A 16,557-nucleotide genomic window follows, 5' to 3' on the forward strand; every position below is an offset into this window, starting at 1 on the left:
GCCAAATCAGACTGACAAAAAACCCCGGAGCGATCCGGGGTTTTCTTTTTGGTTATTCCGAAATGATCTTCACCCGCTGGCCGGGCTGGAGAGTGACTGTCGCGCTCAACGCGTTCAGTACCCTGAACATGTCAAGCTTGCGATCCGTACCCATCATGCGCGCCGCCATCGTTGCCACTGTCTCACCAGGTTTTACGGTGATGACCCGTACGCGCAGCGGTTTCAGCGAGGCAATCTCCTGTGGCGTCATCCGCCGGAAACTGCTGCGCAGAACGTTGGCAACACTGTCAAGCTGCGGGCTGCCCTTTGGCACGGCCGTCAGAAAACGGAAGATCTGTTGGCCGACACGGATGACGGTCACATCGAAATCCCACTTGTCGGCGGACGCGCGGGCCGTTGCAGCCTCGAGCCCATTGACCTGAGTTTCACGAACGGTTTCCGGGATGAGGCCTGCCACCCAGCCACTCGTGAGATAGTTCGCAAGACTGGTCTGCTTGGGATCGGCAACGCCATCAAAACGGATGGCCATGTCGCCAGGTCCGGTCGCCAGAACGGCTTCCACCTTGTTATCGATCACGAAGCCTTCCGGAACATCGAAACGGATGCCGAGCGTGCCGTGCAGGAATGTCTGCCCACGGACGTAACCTTCCTGCGGGCTATCGCCATAAAGCAGCCCATCGATGCCATCGAGGAACCAGTCGCGGCCACGATCACCAACCTGCCCCTCCTGGCCAAAGGCGCGGGCATGGCGCCGCGCCAATTCGATACGTTGTGGCGTATTCGGGTGGCTGGACAGGAAGTCGAGGCTCTGGTCGCTGTCGGGATCAGCGGAGGTGAAGCGAGCGTAAGCGGCCATCGAGTCAAGGAACCGGGGCGACGCGAAAGGATCGTACCCTGCCTCGCCCAGCATGCGCACGCCGATAACATCAGCCTGCAGTTCCTGCTGACGGGAAAATGCTGCAAGTCGCAGCTTGCCACGTGCCAGCGCCTGCTTGCCGGCGAGGTCGCTGGACAGCACCTCGGCAACCACCCTGCTGGCAATAACCTCCGCTTCTTCACGACGCTGACGCTCGATCCCGTGATTGGCGGTGACATGGCCCATTTCGTGCGAAAGCACAGCCGCTACTTCCGACGCGTCATTGGCAAGCGCCAGAAGACCACGCGTCACGTAAAGATAGCCACCCGGCAATGCAAAGGCATTGATCGCCGGCGAATTGAGGATTGTGATGCGATACGATTGCTGCGGATTTTCCGATACCGCCGTCAGCGCACCGGTAATGCGCGCAACCAGCCGTTCCGTTTTGGCATCGTGATATTCACCACCGTAACTCGCCACGATGCGGGGATGCTCACGCGCACCCATCTGGGCACGCGGGTCATTCTTTTGCACCTCTTCCACGGTCTGCGGATTGTCGGACGGCCGCAACGTAGATTGGTAAGCCGGGCTGAACAGAGACTGGCAGGAAGATAGAATGACGGAGGATGCCGCAAGCACAGAAAAAACTTTGGCCGCTCTGCCGAAACGCTGAACGCCTGAACCGGAGAACAAACCCCTCTGTGCAGTCACGCAATTTTTCATTCTGTTAGTCTGCTCCTAACGTTCCTGATCATCCGTTAATTGCAGACCAGAATATCATATTCCCCTCGACCAGCACATGAATGCCGCAGAGGTAAAAACGATCCTTCGCACCCGGACTATTTTTGAAGAAAGCAATAGTTACCGTGTTCTCGGACAACAACTTGAGTCTCGCAAGTGCAAATTAGCGTCATTGAAGTCGTGTGGTAAAGCGATTGCCAGCGGGCCGCGTCGAAAATAAGGCGATCATCCATTCAGGAAGCCCTCAATGACCTTCACATTTTGTGTGGCAAAGAAATCATCGACCGAACCCGAGTAGAGAACGCTGCCCTGATCAAGAAAAACCACATCCTGAGCCAGCTTCTTCACGTCCTCGATATGATGCGTGACAATAACGACGGTATGTTGTGTTTCGGCTTGCAGTTTAACAAGCAACGACACCATCCCGAACCGTAAACCCGGATCAAGCGCGGCAAAAGGTTCATCAAGAAGCATGACAGGCTTTTCGCGCACGAGCGCGCGTGCCAAAGCCGCTCGCTGCCTCTCCCCGCCCGACAGTGTGTTCGGCATGCGTTTTCCGAACCCCGCCAACCCAACGCGCTCAAGCGCAAGGTCAATTTCCTGCCTGTCCTTTGCCTGCAATTTCAAAGACGGACTGACGCCAAGCGCAACATTGGTGAAAATGTCGAGATGCGCAAAAAGGTTGTTGTCCTGAAAGATCAATGAAACGGGACGTTCGGAGGGATCGAGCATCTTTACGTCCTGCTCATTGATCAGCACCCGGCCGGTGTCCGGCATCTCGAAGCCGGCAACAAGGTTGAGCAAAGTCGACTTGCCGGAACCCGAGGCACCGACGACAGCCGTAATCCGTCCTCTGTTGAAACTGCAGTCAAACTGAAAGCTCTGCGACCCGAGTGTTAAGCTCACTTCATCCAGCCGAATCGCCAGATTTTCCGTACTCATGCGCTTCCCTTTGATGATTTGGAACTCGGCACACCGCCAGCCGCAAGCAAAAGGCAAACGAGACCGAGAATGAAGGCGTATCCCGCCGCATCATTCGTCCGATAGCTGCCCATATTGCTGTAAACCAGCCAGGGTAAGGTCACAAAGTTCTCCGAACCGAATAGGGCAACCGCGCCAAGGTCGCCAAGCGACAGTGCCATTGAAAATGACATGGCCATGGCAAGAGACCGCCACAGGACAGGCATGTCGATCAGACGCATACGCGAAAAAGTTGCGATGCCAAGGCTTGCCGATAGCCGCCCGGTGCGGGCGCGGTGCGTCGCAATGGCTGGCTCCAGTACCCGCATGACAAGCGGCAGGGCCATCAGCATGTTGATCAGGGCGACGAGCAAGGCGGCAAACAGATTGACATCGCCCAGTGGTCTCAAAAGCAAAAACCAGCCACTTCCGAGGACCACAGGCGGCACGAGAAGGACGAGTGAAGAGCCTGCTCCATAAAGTACCGAGACGAACCGCAAGGGCGCCGTAACTCTTCGTTTTGAAGAAATCGCCTGCCGCGCAGCAATCAACGCAACGCAGCAAAGCACGGCAAGTGTCCCCGACAGCAGCGCGATGAAAAAGCTGGTGGTCGCGGCCCGCACAAAGACCGGCGCCGAAACAAGCCGGATCAGATCGGCACTGAGCCCGGAAGCAGCGACGGCCGCAAGCGGCAAGCCGACCAGAAGGATCACGAAAACAATGGCCGCTCCGTCCCAGACCCGGGCAGCGATACCGAAACTGTCAAAACGACGGATCGGTCGTCCCAGGGATGCAATCTCCGCGTCCTGCGAGGGAAACAGGGAAAGCAAACCAAGAAGAACGGCCGTCAGGGTGATCTGCATCAGCGAAAGGGCAATCGCGCGCTGTGGATCGAAATCAAATCTCAGCGCCTGGTAGATGGCCACTTCGAGTGTCGTTGCCGCAGGTCCACCTCCCAAAAGCAGAACAAGCGTAAAACTGGTGGCGCATAGCATGAAGATGAGCCCGGCAATGCCCGGCACGAGGCGCACGACTGCAGGCCACTCGATGAAGCGAAGCACCGATAACGAGCCCATACCGAGGCTCGACGCCATACGCCAATATTCTGCGGGCACGCGCTCCAGCCCCGCCAGCATCAACCGAACGGCCAACGGCAGATTGAAAAAAACATGCGCAACGAGAATGCCAGAGAGGCCGTAGATGCTGAATGGCTGCTCTTTGCCGAGTGACAAAAGCGCGGTGTTCAGCGCACCTTGCCTGCCCCAGATCGCGATGATCCCGAAGGCCCCGACAATTGCTGGCAGACCCATCGGAACCGCCAGTAGCCTGATTATCCAGATACGGCCGGGAAAACGTCTTTGCCGGGCCAGCGCCAGCGCCACCGGCAGACCCAGAATGATGGAAATAAGGGTGGACAGCGTAGCCTGATAAAGCGTGAAACGGAGGATGCGCAGCGTATAGGCATCCAGAATTCCCGAAGCCGACGTTCCAGCATCAAACGAAAGCAGCGCGACGACGGCAAGCGCCATGAACAGAAAAACGGCGGTAAACGCCGCCGTTCCTCCAATCATCGACCATCTGTAGTCGCGACGCAGCATCATCTGTTCGCCTGAACTTCCCTTAATTGACGCTCATGGCCGCAAGCCACTCATCGATCCAGGCCTTGCGATTTTTCGCCACCTCGGCAGAGTCCATCAGAAAGGTCTTTTCCGGCTGCACCAATTTGGAAAAAGCTTCCGGCAACGGCTTCGAAGTAGCGGAAACTGGCATCATCCAGTTGTTTTCCGGAATGGCGTCCTGAAAACCCGGCGTCAGAGTGAAGGCAAGGAACTGTTTGGCAAGCTCCTTCTCCGGCGCGTTTTTCAGGAGGCCTGAAACCTCGATCTGGATATAATGCCCTTCAGAAAACGCTGCGGCCTGATAACGATCGGTGTTCTCCGAAACCATGTGATAGGCGGGCGACGTGGTGTAGGAGAGCACCATCGGCACTTCGCCCTTGGTAAAGAGGCCGTAGGATTCCGACCAGCCCGGCGTCACCGTCAAAACGCGGTTCTTCAGTTTTGCCCAGGCCTCCGGCGCCTTGTCGCCATAGACCGACTTGACCCAGAGCAGCAGACCGAGGCCCGGCGTCGAGGTGCGCGGGTCCTGGATCGCGATCTTTTGCGACGGATCGCCGTCAACCAGATCCTTCAGGCTTTTGGGCGGGTTCTTGATGGTCTGCGTATCATAGATAACGGCAAAATGGCCGTAGTCATATGGCACGAAAACATCGTCCTTGTAGCCGCCCGGTACTTTCGCCGTGGACACATCAATGTCGCTTGCCTCGAACAGGCCGGTCTGTTTGGCTTCCGCCACGAGATTGGTGTCGAGGCCGACCACAACGTCAGCCTTCGAGCCAGCGCCTTCCAGTTTCAGGCGGTTGAGCAGCGCCACACCATCAGCAACCCCGACGAAATTGACCGTGCAGTTGCAGATTTTTTCGAAAGCCTCTTTCACCTTGGGGCCTGGACCCCATTCTGAAACGAAACTCTCATAGGTGTAGACAGTCAATGTCTTTTTCTCTTGCGCCGCGGCAACACCCGGCAACAGCAGAGATACGGCAACAATGGAGTTCAGCAAGAAACGACGACGCACGCGCACCTCCTAAAAAACGAAAAGGGGATCAGGCGCTTGCGTGAAAGCTGTCTAATCCCTACGCCGGTATGAACCGGATCAGGTTCTTCGGGTTGGCGAACCTCTCAGCCTTGTCTCCAGAAAGAAGACAAGACACCCCGTTAGATCAAAGCAAGGATGTAAACCTGCCGCTGTCGCTTGGCAAGACGGCCTGTTATCAGGCCTGCTCCGTCATATGCACGAGTTCCCAGACATGGCCGTCAGGGTCCTGAAAGCTGCCGGCATACATGAAGCCATGATCCTGAACCGGCTTCCATCTGCTGCCACCCGAGGAAAGTGCCGCCGTAATCGTACGGTCGATCTCCTCACGGCTCCCTGCCGAAAGGCAGGTCAGCACCTCTGTACTGCTCGTCGCATCACAAATATCGCCATTGATGAAATCCCGAAAACGCTCTTCCTGCAAAAGCATCACGAAGATGTTCTGCTCGACAATCATGCAGAGCGTACGATCGTCAGAATATTCCGGATTGAAGCTGAACCCGAGCGCCGTAAAAAATGCTCGCGATCTCTCGATATCCTTGACGGGCAGGTTGACGAAAATCATCCGCATGGTCCGAACTCCTCCATTGGACTCACAGGAAAAGCCAATTTGCTTCCCCTGTCAAAGTCAGAGCAGACGAAACCGTTCCCGGAATTCCGCTTTTATCCTTCAAGCTCTTCGCGCAGCATCTCCAGCTCCAGCCACTCTTCTTCCATGGCTTCCAGCTTTTCGCGCAGCTTGGTCATTTCCTCCGCCAGCTTGTTGAAGGCGGCCGGGTCTTTGGTGAACAGGTTGGGATCGGCCATGCGCTCTTCGCGCCTGGCGATTTCGCCCTGCGCTTTCTCCATTTCCTTCGGCAGATTTTCCAGCGCGAACTTCTGTTTGAAAGAGAGCTTTGCCTTGCCCTTTGCAGGTTCCGCAGACGAAGAGGCAGACGATGTGCTCTTTGCCTTTTCCTGCTTTTCCGCTTTCCGTTTTTCCTCGGCAGCACCTTTTCGCTGCGCCATCATATCGGAATAGCCACCGGCATATTCGATCCAGCGGCCATCCGGCGCATCGGGATTTGCCGGTGCGATGGTGGAGGTGACGGTACGATCGAGAAAATCACGATCGTGGCTGACAAGAATGACCGTCCCGGAGAACCCGGCGACGATTTCCTGAAGAAGATCGAGCGTTTCGATATCGAGGTCGTTGGTCGGCTCGTCGAGGATCAACAGGTTGGTCGGACGCGCGAGAATGCGCGCCAGAATGAGGCGGGCGCGTTCACCACCCGAGAGGTTACGGATCGGCGTACGGGCCTGTTCCGGCTGAAACAGGAAATCCTTCATATAGCCCGTCACATGCTTCAGCTCACCGTTGACGATCAGGTTGTCACCGCGGCCGTCCGTAAGATAATAGGCGAGAGTGTCTTCCGGGTTCAAATCCTCGCGCTTCTGATCGAGCGTCGCAATCTCCAGATTGGTGCCGAGCTTGACCGTTCCGCCATCAGGCGCAAGCTGCCCCGTCAACATCTTGAGGAGCGTCGTCTTGCCTGCGCCGTTCGGCCCGACCAGGCCGATACAGTCACCACGATGCACACGCAGTGAAAAGGGTGCGACGATGGTGCGTTCGCCATAGGACTTGGTGATGGCGTCCGCTTCGATCACCAGCTTGCCGGATTCACGCCCTTCGGTCACCGTTGCCTGGACTGAGCCCTGCGGCCCTTTGTGCCCGCGATAGGACGCGCGCATGGCCTGCAATTCACCGACGCGACGCATGTTGCGCTTGCGCCGTGCTGTCACGCCATACCGCATCCAGTGCTCTTCGCGCTCGATGGCCTTGCCGAGCTTGTGCTGCTCGAGTTCTTCTTCTTCCAGAACCTTGTCGCGCCATTCCTCGAAATGCGCAAAACCGCGATTGAGGCGCCGAGACTGGCCGCGATCCAGCCAGACAGTGGCATTGGACACCTTTTCGAGAAAACGGCGGTCGTGCGAAATCAGTACCAGTGCACTTCGCGTCTGCTGCAGCTCGTCTTCCAGCCATTCAATCGTCGGCAGGTCCAGATGGTTGGTCGGCTCGTCCAGCATCAAAATATCCGGCTGAGGCGCCATGACACGCGCGAGCGCCGCACGACGCGCTTCACCGCCGGAAAGGTTTTGTGGATGCTCCTGTCCCGTCAGGCCGAGATGTTCGAGAATGTAGGTGACGCGATAAGGGTCGTCGCCCGGCCCGAGCCCCGACTCGGCATAAGCCTGAACCGTATCATAGCCGTCGAAATCAGGTGCCTGTTCCAGATAACGGATGGTGGCGGAGGGATGACGGAAAACCTCACCTGATTGCGCTTCGACCAGGCCGGCGGCAATTTTCATCAACGTCGATTTGCCCGAACCGTTGCGCCCGACAAGGCAGATACGATCACCCGGCTCCACCTGCAGGTTTGCACCGTCAAGCAACGGCGTCACGCCAAAGGTGAGTTTGATATCGTCGAGTTTAAGAATTGGGGGTGCCAAGGTGTCAGGCTCCGGTCAGATCATAGGGTCGGGCAAGCACGATAGCTTTTCCGCTTTTCAGCGAAAAATGCGCCGTACCGCCATTTGCGACGTTGGAAATAGTGCGGGATGAACCGAAAGCAAGCGCGAACTCCGTTAGCGGATAGCGCACATTGGCAATGTTCAGCCCCTCAAGTATGGAAATACCGGCAACGGAAAACAAGGAACCGGCTGGCAGATCGAGATCAAGCGCGCCAGGAAGCAACGGATAAGCTTCCTCGTCACCGGATGTCAAAACGACATCGAAACCACGCTCGGCAAGTGCGACGGCATACAGGAAATGCTGAAGCGCATGATCACTCCTTGCCCCTCCGAAAGCGCCGACCAGCACAAGCGAACGAGCCCCACGGGCAATCGCCTCTGAAACGGCAATCTCGCCGTCGGTAACAGCTTTTGCCGCTGGATATGGTTGCCGTTCAATGCCCGGCCATTCGTCGAGAAGACCCGGCTCAGCGGAATCGAAATCCCCGACCCAAAGTTCCGGCGACAGCTCAAGCGTTTTGGCATGGCGCATGCCACTGTCTGCAGCGATGACACGCGTCCCCGACACCACCGTTTTCAGGCGATCCGTGACGGTGACATTTCCGCCAAGCAGAATGGTGAAGCGTTCTGTTTCCATGCCTTGCCTTATCGCAGGTAGGAGCGAAATGGAAAGGCTGAAACCCGCAGAAAACCGCCGATATTGATTTTCCGCCTCGACAGGATTATGTAATCCGCCAGTGGTGATTTGCCGACCGGCTTGCAGCCACTTTAAAGAAGTCGCTAAAGGGTCGAGGAAAAAGGCAATTTCCTGGAGCCGGTTGCGATTTCGCTACCGGTTTTTTTGTTTTCACGGCCTTTGGCGGCCTGAAAGTGAGAGTTTCAACATGCCGATCAAAATTCCAGATACCCTGCCCGCTTTCGAAACCCTCGTGCATGAGGGCGTACGGGTCATGACCGAAACGGCGGCTATCCGGCAGGATATTCGCCCGCTCCAGATCGGACTTTTGAATCTCATGCCGAACAAGATCAAAACCGAACTACAGATGGCTCGCCTCGTTGGCGCCTCACCGTTGCAGGTTGAGTTGTCGCTGGTGCGCATTGGCGGTCATCGCGCGAAAAATACGCCGGAAGAGCATCTGCTTTCCTTCTATGAGACGTGGGAAGAGGTTCGCCACCGCAAGTTCGATGGCTTCATCATCACGGGCGCTCCCGTCGAGACGCTCGCCTATGAAGACGTCACCTATTGGAACGAGATGCAGAAGATTTTCGAATGGACGCAAACCAACGTCCATTCGACACTCAATGTCTGCTGGGGCGCGATGGCAGCCATCTATCACTTCCATGGCGTGCCGAAGCATGAGTTGAAGGAAAAGGCTTTCGGCGTTTATCGTCACCGCAATCTCAGCCCGTCTTCCATTTATCTGAACGGGTTTTCCGACGACTTCCAGGTTCCGGTGTCACGCTGGACGGAGGTGCGTCGCGCCGATATCGAAAAGCGCGCCGATCTGGAAATCCTGATGGAATCGGAAGAAATGGGCGTGTGCCTGGTGCATGAAAAGCAGGGCAACCGGCTCTACATGTTCAACCACGTCGAATATGATTCGACCTCGCTTTCGGACGAATATTTCCGCGATGTGAACGCCGGGGTTCCCATAAAGCTGCCGCATGACTACTTCCCCCACAACGATCCGGAACTGACCCCGCTCAATCGTTGGCGAAGCCACGCGCATCTGTTTTTTGGAAACTGGATCAACGAGATATACCAGACGACCCCCTACGATCTCGACGCTATCGGAGAGCTTGCCGCATAAAACGCGATTGCACATCGTCGCAAAATAACGCAACGTCCGCCGGTCATTACAAGCGGGGAGAGCAGGAATGGGCGATGTGCCGGCACGGGAAAATTTCGGTTTCACAGCAACCGGAGAAAAGGTCGAGCGTGTCACCATATCCAAGGGCGGACTGACCGCGAAGGTCATCACGTGGGGCGCAGTCATTCAGGATCTGCGCCTCGACGGCCACCAGCCGCCACTCGTTCTCGGCTTCGACAAGTTCGAGGACTACAAGTACTCCTCTTATTTCGGCGCGACGCCCGGCCGCAATGCCAACCGTATCGGTGGCGGCAAGTTCTCGATCGACGGCCACGAGTACCAACTCGAGTTGAATGAAAAAGGCGTTACCCATCTTCACGGTGGCAGCGACGGCTTGGGCAAACGCAACTGGATGTTGATGGAGCACGGCGAAAGCCATGTTGTTCTGGAAATCATCGATCCGGACGGCCGCGCCGGTTATCCCGGTAACTGCACTGTCACGGCGACCTACACGATCCTCGACGGCGGCGTGCTTTCTGTCGTTTACGAAACAACCACCGACAAGGCGACCATCGCCAACATCTGCCAGCACTCCTATTTCAATCTGGACGGTGCTGACACGGCACTTGGCCACGAGATCGAAATTGCCGCGAACTATTATCTGCCGACCAACGAACAGCAGATTCCGACAGGTGAAATCCGCCCCGTCGATGACACGGTTTTCGACCTTCGCCACCCGACACCGATGCGACGCAAGGACAATGGCGAGCAGGTTCTGTACGACCACAATTTCTGCCTTTCGCCCGAGCGCCGGGCCAAGCGCAAAGTAGCGCGCGTCTACGCACCGGCATCCGACATCGCGCTTGAAGTACACACGACTGAGCCCGGTGTGCAATTCTATTCCGCCTTCAAACTCGACGTTCCGGTTCCGGGCCTCGACGGCCGGACCTATGGCCCCTTTGCCGGTTTCTGCCTTGAAACGCAGAACTGGCCGGACGCCCCCAACCACGCCGATTTTCCGCATGCCATCCTGCGCCCAGGCGAGACCTTGCGTCAGGAAACGGATTACATTTTCAAGAAGGGCTGACTGGCTTAGTCCAGCACACAGCCGACATAGGCGCCGGATGCGCGGGCGCGTCGTTCGATAACGCCCGCGAGCCGTTGCAGGCCACGCCCTGGCTTGCTGGCGACACGGTCGATCGGATTGGGCAATGAGACCGCGAGAAGCGCCGCCTGCCTCTGGGTCAGCTTCGAGGCCGGCACCTTGAAATGATGCTGGGCGGCCGCTTCGATGCCGTAGATACCTGGGCCCCATTCGGCAACATTGAGATAAATCTCCATCATCCGTTTTTTGGACCAGACGAAATCGGCGACCACGGCAAGCGGCAGTTCCAGCCCCTTGCGCAGGAAAGATCGTCCATTCCAGAGAAATAGGTTCTTTGCCGTTTGCATCGGAATGGTGCTGGCACCACGCGTTGAAGCCCCCTCCAGCGCATCCGTCACCACAGATTGCATCTGGTTCCAGTCAACGCCGCCATGGAAACAGAATTGCCCGTCCTCGGACATCATCACCGACTGAACAAGACGTGGAGAAATGTCCTCAATTGGCACCCAGCGCCTGTCGTAACCCTGCAAAGTCACAAGATCGGCAAGCATCAACGTTGAAACGGGCCGCATGAAAGGAAGCGCATAGACGGGAATCAGCAGGTAAGGCAGGATCAGCAATGCCAGCAAAAACATGACGAAACGCTTTGCCAACGTGCGAAAATCCACCTTCGGACTGCTCCGGTCTTCCGCCAGCACGGCGTAGTCTGCGTCGCTTTCAGGCGTGCTGCTCAATGTTTCCCCCACCCAGGCTTATAAAAACCTTTCATATTCCATTGCCATGTTCAAGGCGAGTCCGCTCAAATGGGTTCCCGCAAGGAATCACGAAAAGGTTTGCTTGCCGACGTACGGCATGCCAAAGAGCGCCACATGGACGCTGCAATGACGACTTTTGAAACGAAGCTGCGCGACAGCGCGGCAAAGACCGAAGCCCTGCTCGGACGCCTGCTCTCAAGCGACGTGGGCCCGGACGAAATCGCTCGCCCTCAAAACCTTCTCGACGCCATGCGCCATGGCGTGCTGAATGGCGGCAAACGGTTGCGGCCTTTTCTCGTCATAGAAAGTGCGGCGCTACTGGGCGGCAACGACGAGGCAGCCCACCATGTCGGCGCAGCACTCGAATGCCTTCATTGCTATTCTCTGGTTCATGACGATCTGCCGGCCATGGACGATGACGATCTGCGTCGCGGTCAACCGACAGTTCATCGCAAATTTGATGAAGCCACCGCCATTCTCGCCGGCGACAGCCTTTTGACACTGGCGTTTGACATCATCGCCTCGGACAACAATCCGCTGCAGGCAGATCGCAAGGCTGCACTTGTGCTTTCACTGGCGCGCGCTGCCGGAATAGGTGGCATGGCAGGCGGGCAAGCGCTGGATCTTGCCGCTGAAAAGGAAGCACCTGATGAGGCGGGCATTGTCACGCTTCAAGCGATGAAAACCGGTGCGCTTATCCGCTTTGCGTGTGAGGCTGGCGCCATTATCGCCGGGAGCAACGCGTCTGAGCGGCAAAGAATGCGTCTTTTCGGTGAGAAGATTGGTCTTGCCTTTCAGCTTGCTGACGACCTCCTGGATCTGACGGCCGATGCTGCGACCATGGGCAAGGCGACCGGTAAAGATGCAGCACGTGGCAAGGGCACGCTGGTTGCCCTGCGCGGCGAAAACTGGGCACGTCAAAAGCTGAGTGAGCAGGTAAACGAGGCGGCAGAGCTTCTCTCGCCGTATGGCGCCAAGGCCGATATCCTCGTTGCGGCAGCGCGGTTCATCGCCGAACGCAAGAGCTGAGCCGGAAACTCCGGCCCAGCGTTTTCATCGATTTCTCAGCCCTTGAGCGGCGAAATCAGAACTTCAACGCGGCGGTTCTGCGCGCGGCCATCCGGTGTCGCATTGGATGCGATCGGCTGCGACGGACCGAAGCCGAGCGTCGAGATACGGCGCTGGTCGACACCACGCGCACCCAGATAATTCGCGACAGACGCCGCACGGCGTTCAGAAAGCGCCTGGTTATGCTGCAGGCTGCCGGTGGAATCTGTGTGACCGTTGATGTCGATGAGGGTGCGGTTGAATTTGTTCAACACGATACCAACCGAATCGAGCGTCGCGTAGAATGGCGGAATGACCTGGTCCTGGTCGGTTGCGAAGGTGATGTTCGACGGCATGTTCAGAACGATGTTGTCGCCGCGACGGGTGACAGACACGCCGGTACCCTGCAACTGCGCACGCAGTTCCGATTCCTGCGTATCCATGTAGTTGCCGATCGCACCGCCAGCCAGCGCGCCGATACCGGCGCCGATGAGTGCGGCGTTGCGACGACCGACCGGCGAGCCACCAACGGCAAGACCGCCGAGCGCACCGACGACGGCACCGATACCCGCACCGCCGGCCGTGTTGGACATCTTCTGCTCGCCCGTATAGGGGTCAGTGGTCGTGCAGGCGGAGAGATAGGTCCCGCAAAGGGCAACAATCGCGATTTTTTTTATCATGTGTTTTGATGCTCCGAGAGGTTCAGGAGGTATGACAGAGGGATTCCGGCCTTTTCACGGTACTCTTTACTCCGCCGCGTCTTTCCGGCCAAAACGCTTTTCGATGTAGTCGATCACAAGCGCTTCAAAATCGGCGGCAATGTTAGGGCCGCGCAGGGTGAGCGCTTTCTGTCCATCGATGAAGACCGGAGCCGACGGCGTTTCACCGGTTCCGGGCAACGAAATGCCGATGTCGGCATGTTTGCTCTCACCCGGGCCGTTAACGATGCAGCCCATGACCGCAACGTTGAGCGCTTCAACACCGGGGTATTTTTCACGCCAGACCGGCATGTTCTTGCGGATATCGTTCTGGATATTCTGCGCCAGTTCCTGAAACACCGTGGACGTGGTGCGGCCGCAACCGGGACATGCCGCAACAACAGGAATAAACTGACGGAAGCCCATGACCTGCAACAGTTCCTGAGCAACCTGAACTTCGCGGGTGCGGTCACCATTGGGTTCCGGTGTCAGCGACACGCGGATCGTATCGCCGATACCGTGCTGGAGCACGTAACCCATAGCGGCGGACGAGGCGACGATACCCTTGGAGCCCATACCTGCTTCGGTCAGGCCAAGATGCAGTGCGTGATCGGAGCGTTCCGACAACATCGAATAAACCGCGATGAGGTCCTGTACCTGGCTGACCTTGGCCGAAAGAATGATACGATTGCGCGGCAGCCCGATGTCTTCAGCCAACTCGGCGGAAATCAACGCAGACTGAACAATCGCCTCGCGAGTCACCTGGCGAGCGGAGAGCGGAAACCCCTCTTCCTTGTTCTTGTCCATCAGGGCAGTCAGCAGCTCCTGATCAAGCGAACCCCAGTTCACGCCGATACGTACGGGTTTATCGTAACGGATCGCCATCTCGACGATCTCGCCGAACTGCTTGTCTTTCTTGTCCTTGAAGCCGACATTGCCGGGGTTGATGCGGTACTTCGCCAACGCCTCCGCACAGGCAGGATGGTCGGCCAGAAGTTTGTGACCGATATAATGGAAGTCGCCGACAAGCGGTACGTCCATGCCAAGACGCAACAGGCGGTCGCGGATTTTCGGCACTGCTGCAGCACTTTCGTCGCGGTCGACGGTGATGCGGACGATTTCCGAACCGGCCCGGAACAACGCCGCCACCTGCTGCACGGTAGCGTCAATGTCCGCCGTATCGGTGTTGGTCATCGATTGGACGACGACAGGCGCGCCGCCGCCGACGATAACACCACCCACATCGACAGCAACAGATGCGCGGCGGGGCTTCGGGTCGAAATCGGCGTGTGACGTCATTTTGGTCTCTGAGCTTGCGGCAAAATATGGCTATTGAGGTGAAACAAGGGGGAGGCCTTGTCAACACCCAACGCACGTGAGCTTCTACTTTACCGCAATCGTGGCAAAATTCGAGACGACTATTCCCGTCCAGCGCCGTCGGCATGCCGTGCAAGCTTCGAAAGCAGCAAGACGACAACATGCAGCAGCGGTAGACCTAAGAAGACAACAGCAAGACCGGTGTGCTCGGCAATGAACCCGATGGCCGAGGGCGCTACGAGAATCCCCGAATACCCCATGGTCGTGACGACAGACAATCCGATCCCAGGCGCCAGGCCAGGCATGTTACCGGCGGCAGAAAAGGCAATCGGCACCATGTTGGAAATGCCGATCCCGGCCACGGCAAAACCGATGATTGCCAGGGTCGAATTTTCTGCAAGGCCGGCGGTCAACAAACCGATGATCGAAATCGTCGAGCAGAAACGCAAGGTGTTGACGGCGCCGAAGCGGTCCCTGACCAGATCGCCGGCAAAGCGCATGACAGCCATGGTCAATGAAAACGCAGCGAAGGCAAAACCGGACTGCGAAACGGACGCACCCAACTCGTTGCGCAGATAAAGGGCGCCCCAGTCAAGGATTGCGCCTTCCGGCACCATCGAAAACAAAGCCATCAGACCGATGATCCAGGGCAACGGCGTCAGCGGCAAGCCGCCCTTCGGCCGCTCTTCTTCCGGGTGTGGACGATCAGCGAGAGTGCGAGGCCAGGCAATGACGAGGAGGACCAGTGCGACCAGCGTCAGCGCAACCGCATGGCCGTGCACGCCGATGGCCGTGATCAGAAAGCCGCCGAAGCCCGCGCCGATCAGACCGCCGAGACTCCAGAATGCGTGACAGGAGGACATGATGGCCCTGCGCATGTCCCGTTCCACGGCAACCGCATTGGCATTCATGGCAACGTCCATTGCCCCCGTCAGACCGCCGAACAGGAAAACGGCAATGACACCGGCCCAGATCGTGTTGGCCCAGGTGATGAACAGCAGCGTCGGAAGAAAAAGCACCGCCGAAACGAGAGACACGGTGCGCGATCCGAAACGCGCGATCTGTGAACCGGCAATCGGCATGAACAGCAGTGAACCGACCCCAAACACCAGAATGACCAGACCCAGCGCACTTTCGCTCAGCGAGAGGCGGGTTGAAAATTCGGGGATTTTCGGTGCCCATGACCCCATCATGAAGCCGTTCATCAGGAACAACAGCGAAACGCCGAGCCGGTGTCGCGTGAAGTACGAAGAGCGCGCCGGTGTGGGTGCGAAACTCGCAGGACCGTTCATCTAAAAATCCTTCAAACGTGAGCGCGGGCGGGTTAAGCCGCGTGGGTATCGGCAAAACGGATATTCACGCCGTGCGCCGCAAGCGCATCGGCAGTCGTCTGCTCAATGTCGCGCTCCAGCGCGAGACAAAGAGAAGGCGTCAGATCATGCACATGAAAAGCTGCCTTGTGGCCAAGCTTTTCCGTCGTGATAGCAGCAACAACCTGCTCACTGGCACTGCAGGCGAGCCGCTTGAACACGGCATCCTCAAAGACATCGGCGGATAATCCCGAACTGAGCGTCATGCCGCAAACACCGAGGACACAGAGATCAGGCCGCATCAATTCGAGCTGTCGCAACGCCATGGCGTCAATGGCGGCGCCGACCAGCGGATCGACCTTGCCACCGATCAATACCAGTTCAATGCCGGCTCGCCCCGTCAGTTCTGCAGCAATGGCTGGGGTGTTCGTGACAACAGTCAGCTTCAAATCAGCGGGGATTGCCCGTGCAATGGCAAGATTGGTCGAACCGGCATCGATAAAGACAACCATCCCTGGTTCAAGAAGCGGCACGACCGCGGCGGCAAGACGCTCTTTGCGATCAGCATCTTCTGCCATGCGTGTTTTCAGCGGCACCGTCGTGCTTTCGGCAAGCAAGGCGCCGCCGTAAACGCGCTGGCATTCACCTCTGCCCGCCATATCACGTAAATCACGCCGGATCGTATCTTCGGACACACAGAAACTCTCCGCGAGATTCTGCGCCAACACACGACCGTTTTGCCGTAATTGAGAGAGAATGAGCGCCTGTCGCTCACTGACAAAATGTTCGTTCAT

Annotated in this window: 15 protein-coding genes and 2 riboswitches; of the genes, 3 read left to right on the forward strand and 12 right to left on the reverse strand. The window is 57.5% G+C overall.

The window, feature by feature from the left end:
* Positions 1-52: 52 nt before the first annotated feature.
* The 7 genes from ACIQT8_RS19200 to ACIQT8_RS19230 all read right to left on the reverse strand — a co-directional run bounded on the left by ACIQT8_RS19200 (position 53) and on the right by ACIQT8_RS19230 (position 8,357).
* On the reverse strand, positions 53-1,579 hold the full coding sequence (locus ACIQT8_RS19200) for a M48 family metalloprotease (RefSeq protein WP_400968400.1): 1,527 nt from the start codon (positions 1,577-1,579) through the stop codon (positions 53-55).
* Positions 1,580-1,822: 243 nt separating this feature from the next.
* A complete protein-coding gene (thiQ, locus tag ACIQT8_RS19205; RefSeq protein ID WP_400968403.1) occupies positions 1,823-2,539 on the reverse strand; it encodes a thiamine ABC transporter ATP-binding protein in 717 nt (238 codons plus the stop codon).
* Positions 2,536-4,158 (reverse strand): thiamine/thiamine pyrophosphate ABC transporter permease ThiP, encoded by a 1,623-nt coding sequence (gene thiP, locus ACIQT8_RS19210; protein ID WP_400968406.1) that lies wholly within the window; start codon positions 4,156-4,158, stop codon positions 2,536-2,538. The genes thiQ and thiP overlap by 4 nt, the downstream gene beginning before the upstream one ends.
* Before the next feature lie 19 nt (positions 4,159-4,177).
* A complete protein-coding gene (thiB, locus tag ACIQT8_RS19215; protein ID WP_400968409.1) occupies positions 4,178-5,191 on the reverse strand; it encodes a thiamine ABC transporter substrate binding subunit in 1,014 nt (337 codons plus the stop codon).
* A gap of 38 nt (positions 5,192-5,229) precedes the next feature.
* A riboswitch (TPP riboswitch) is annotated at positions 5,230-5,341 on the reverse strand.
* A 46-nt stretch (positions 5,342-5,387) separates the two neighbouring features.
* Positions 5,388-5,780, reverse strand: a complete 393-nt coding sequence (locus tag ACIQT8_RS19220; RefSeq protein ID WP_400968412.1) for a VOC family protein — start codon at positions 5,778-5,780, stop codon at positions 5,388-5,390.
* A 92-nt stretch (positions 5,781-5,872) separates the two neighbouring features.
* Positions 5,873-7,699 carry an ABC-F family ATP-binding cassette domain-containing protein gene (locus tag ACIQT8_RS19225; RefSeq protein WP_400968415.1) on the reverse strand — a complete coding sequence of 609 codons (1,827 nt, stop codon included), beginning with the start codon at positions 7,697-7,699 and terminating at the stop codon, positions 5,873-5,875.
* 4 nt (positions 7,700-7,703) lie between these two features.
* Positions 7,704-8,357, reverse strand: a complete 654-nt coding sequence (locus tag ACIQT8_RS19230; RefSeq protein WP_400968418.1) for a thiamine diphosphokinase — start codon at positions 8,355-8,357, stop codon at positions 7,704-7,706.
* Between the two features lie 90 nt (positions 8,358-8,447).
* A riboswitch (SAM riboswitch) is annotated at positions 8,448-8,524 on the forward strand.
* Between the two features lie 80 nt (positions 8,525-8,604).
* On the opposite strand from ACIQT8_RS19230, the gene metA reads away from it, so the two are divergent.
* The gene (gene metA, locus ACIQT8_RS19235; protein ID WP_400968421.1) at positions 8,605-9,531 is read left to right on the forward strand and encodes a homoserine O-succinyltransferase; all 927 of its coding nucleotides are present in this window, start codon (positions 8,605-8,607) and stop codon (positions 9,529-9,531) included.
* Positions 9,532-9,598: 67 nt separating this feature from the next.
* Positions 9,599-10,618: an aldose epimerase family protein gene (locus ACIQT8_RS19240; protein WP_400968424.1), complete on the forward strand. Its 1,020-nt coding sequence runs from the start codon at positions 9,599-9,601 to the stop codon at positions 10,616-10,618.
* Between the two features lie 5 nt (positions 10,619-10,623).
* Here the strand turns inward: ACIQT8_RS19240 and mtgA are convergent, their stop codons facing one another.
* On the reverse strand, positions 10,624-11,334 hold the full coding sequence (gene mtgA / locus ACIQT8_RS19245; RefSeq protein ID WP_178340615.1) for a monofunctional biosynthetic peptidoglycan transglycosylase: 711 nt from the start codon (positions 11,332-11,334) through the stop codon (positions 10,624-10,626).
* Between the two features lie 171 nt (positions 11,335-11,505).
* Between mtgA and ACIQT8_RS19250 the strand changes: the two genes are divergently transcribed.
* Positions 11,506-12,420, forward strand: coding sequence for a polyprenyl synthetase family protein (locus ACIQT8_RS19250; protein WP_400968427.1), 915 nt, complete (start codon positions 11,506-11,508; stop codon positions 12,418-12,420).
* Positions 12,421-12,455: 35 nt separating this feature from the next.
* Here the strand turns inward: ACIQT8_RS19250 and ACIQT8_RS19255 are convergent, their stop codons facing one another.
* From ACIQT8_RS19255 to ACIQT8_RS19270, 4 genes are all read right to left on the reverse strand, one after another.
* The gene (locus ACIQT8_RS19255; protein ID WP_138795228.1) at positions 12,456-13,118 is read right to left on the reverse strand and encodes an OmpA family protein; all 663 of its coding nucleotides are present in this window, start codon (positions 13,116-13,118) and stop codon (positions 12,456-12,458) included.
* A gap of 66 nt (positions 13,119-13,184) precedes the next feature.
* A complete protein-coding gene (ispG, locus tag ACIQT8_RS19260; protein ID WP_262523439.1) occupies positions 13,185-14,435 on the reverse strand; it encodes a flavodoxin-dependent (E)-4-hydroxy-3-methylbut-2-enyl-diphosphate synthase in 1,251 nt (416 codons plus the stop codon).
* A gap of 119 nt (positions 14,436-14,554) precedes the next feature.
* Positions 14,555-15,745 (reverse strand): MFS transporter, encoded by a 1,191-nt coding sequence (locus ACIQT8_RS19265; RefSeq protein WP_262523440.1) that lies wholly within the window; start codon positions 15,743-15,745, stop codon positions 14,555-14,557.
* A 32-nt stretch (positions 15,746-15,777) separates the two neighbouring features.
* Positions 15,778-16,557 (reverse strand): DeoR/GlpR family DNA-binding transcription regulator, encoded by a 780-nt coding sequence (locus ACIQT8_RS19270; protein WP_400968433.1) that lies wholly within the window; start codon positions 16,555-16,557, stop codon positions 15,778-15,780.

The sequence above is a fragment of the Agrobacterium sp. NPDC090273 genome (assembly GCF_044772305.1).
Classification (GTDB): Bacteria; Pseudomonadota; Alphaproteobacteria; order Rhizobiales; family Rhizobiaceae; genus Agrobacterium.

What these genes read in the sequence shown, in the direction of transcription:
- ACIQT8_RS19200 (WP_400968400.1), bottom strand. Translation starts at nt 1,579, where the DNA reads ATGAAAAATTGCGTGACTGCACAGAGGGGTTTGTTCTCCGGTTCAGGC.
- thiQ (WP_400968403.1), bottom strand. Translation starts at nt 2,539, where the DNA reads ATGAGTACGGAAAATCTGGCGATTCGGCTGGATGAAGTGAGCTTAACA.
- thiP (WP_400968406.1), bottom strand. Translation starts at nt 4,158, where the DNA reads ATGATGCTGCGTCGCGACTACAGATGGTCGATGATTGGAGGAACGGCG.
- ACIQT8_RS19220 (WP_400968412.1), bottom strand. Translation starts at nt 5,780, where the DNA reads ATGCGGATGATTTTCGTCAACCTGCCCGTCAAGGATATCGAGAGATCG.
- ACIQT8_RS19230 (WP_400968418.1), bottom strand. Translation starts at nt 8,357, where the DNA reads ATGGAAACAGAACGCTTCACCATTCTGCTTGGCGGAAATGTCACCGTC.
- metA (WP_400968421.1), top strand. Translation starts at nt 8,605, where the DNA reads ATGCCGATCAAAATTCCAGATACCCTGCCCGCTTTCGAAACCCTCGTG.
- ACIQT8_RS19240 (WP_400968424.1), top strand. Translation starts at nt 9,599, where the DNA reads ATGGGCGATGTGCCGGCACGGGAAAATTTCGGTTTCACAGCAACCGGA.
- ACIQT8_RS19250 (WP_400968427.1), top strand. Translation starts at nt 11,506, where the DNA reads ATGGACGCTGCAATGACGACTTTTGAAACGAAGCTGCGCGACAGCGCG.
- ACIQT8_RS19255 (WP_138795228.1), bottom strand. Translation starts at nt 13,118, where the DNA reads ATGATAAAAAAAATCGCGATTGTTGCCCTTTGCGGGACCTATCTCTCC.
- ispG (WP_262523439.1), bottom strand. Translation starts at nt 14,435, where the DNA reads ATGACGTCACACGCCGATTTCGACCCGAAGCCCCGCCGCGCATCTGTT.
- ACIQT8_RS19265 (WP_262523440.1), bottom strand. Translation starts at nt 15,745, where the DNA reads ATGAACGGTCCTGCGAGTTTCGCACCCACACCGGCGCGCTCTTCGTAC.
- ACIQT8_RS19270 (WP_400968433.1), bottom strand. Translation starts at nt 16,557, where the DNA reads ATGAACGAACATTTTGTCAGTGAGCGACAGGCGCTCATTCTCTCTCAA.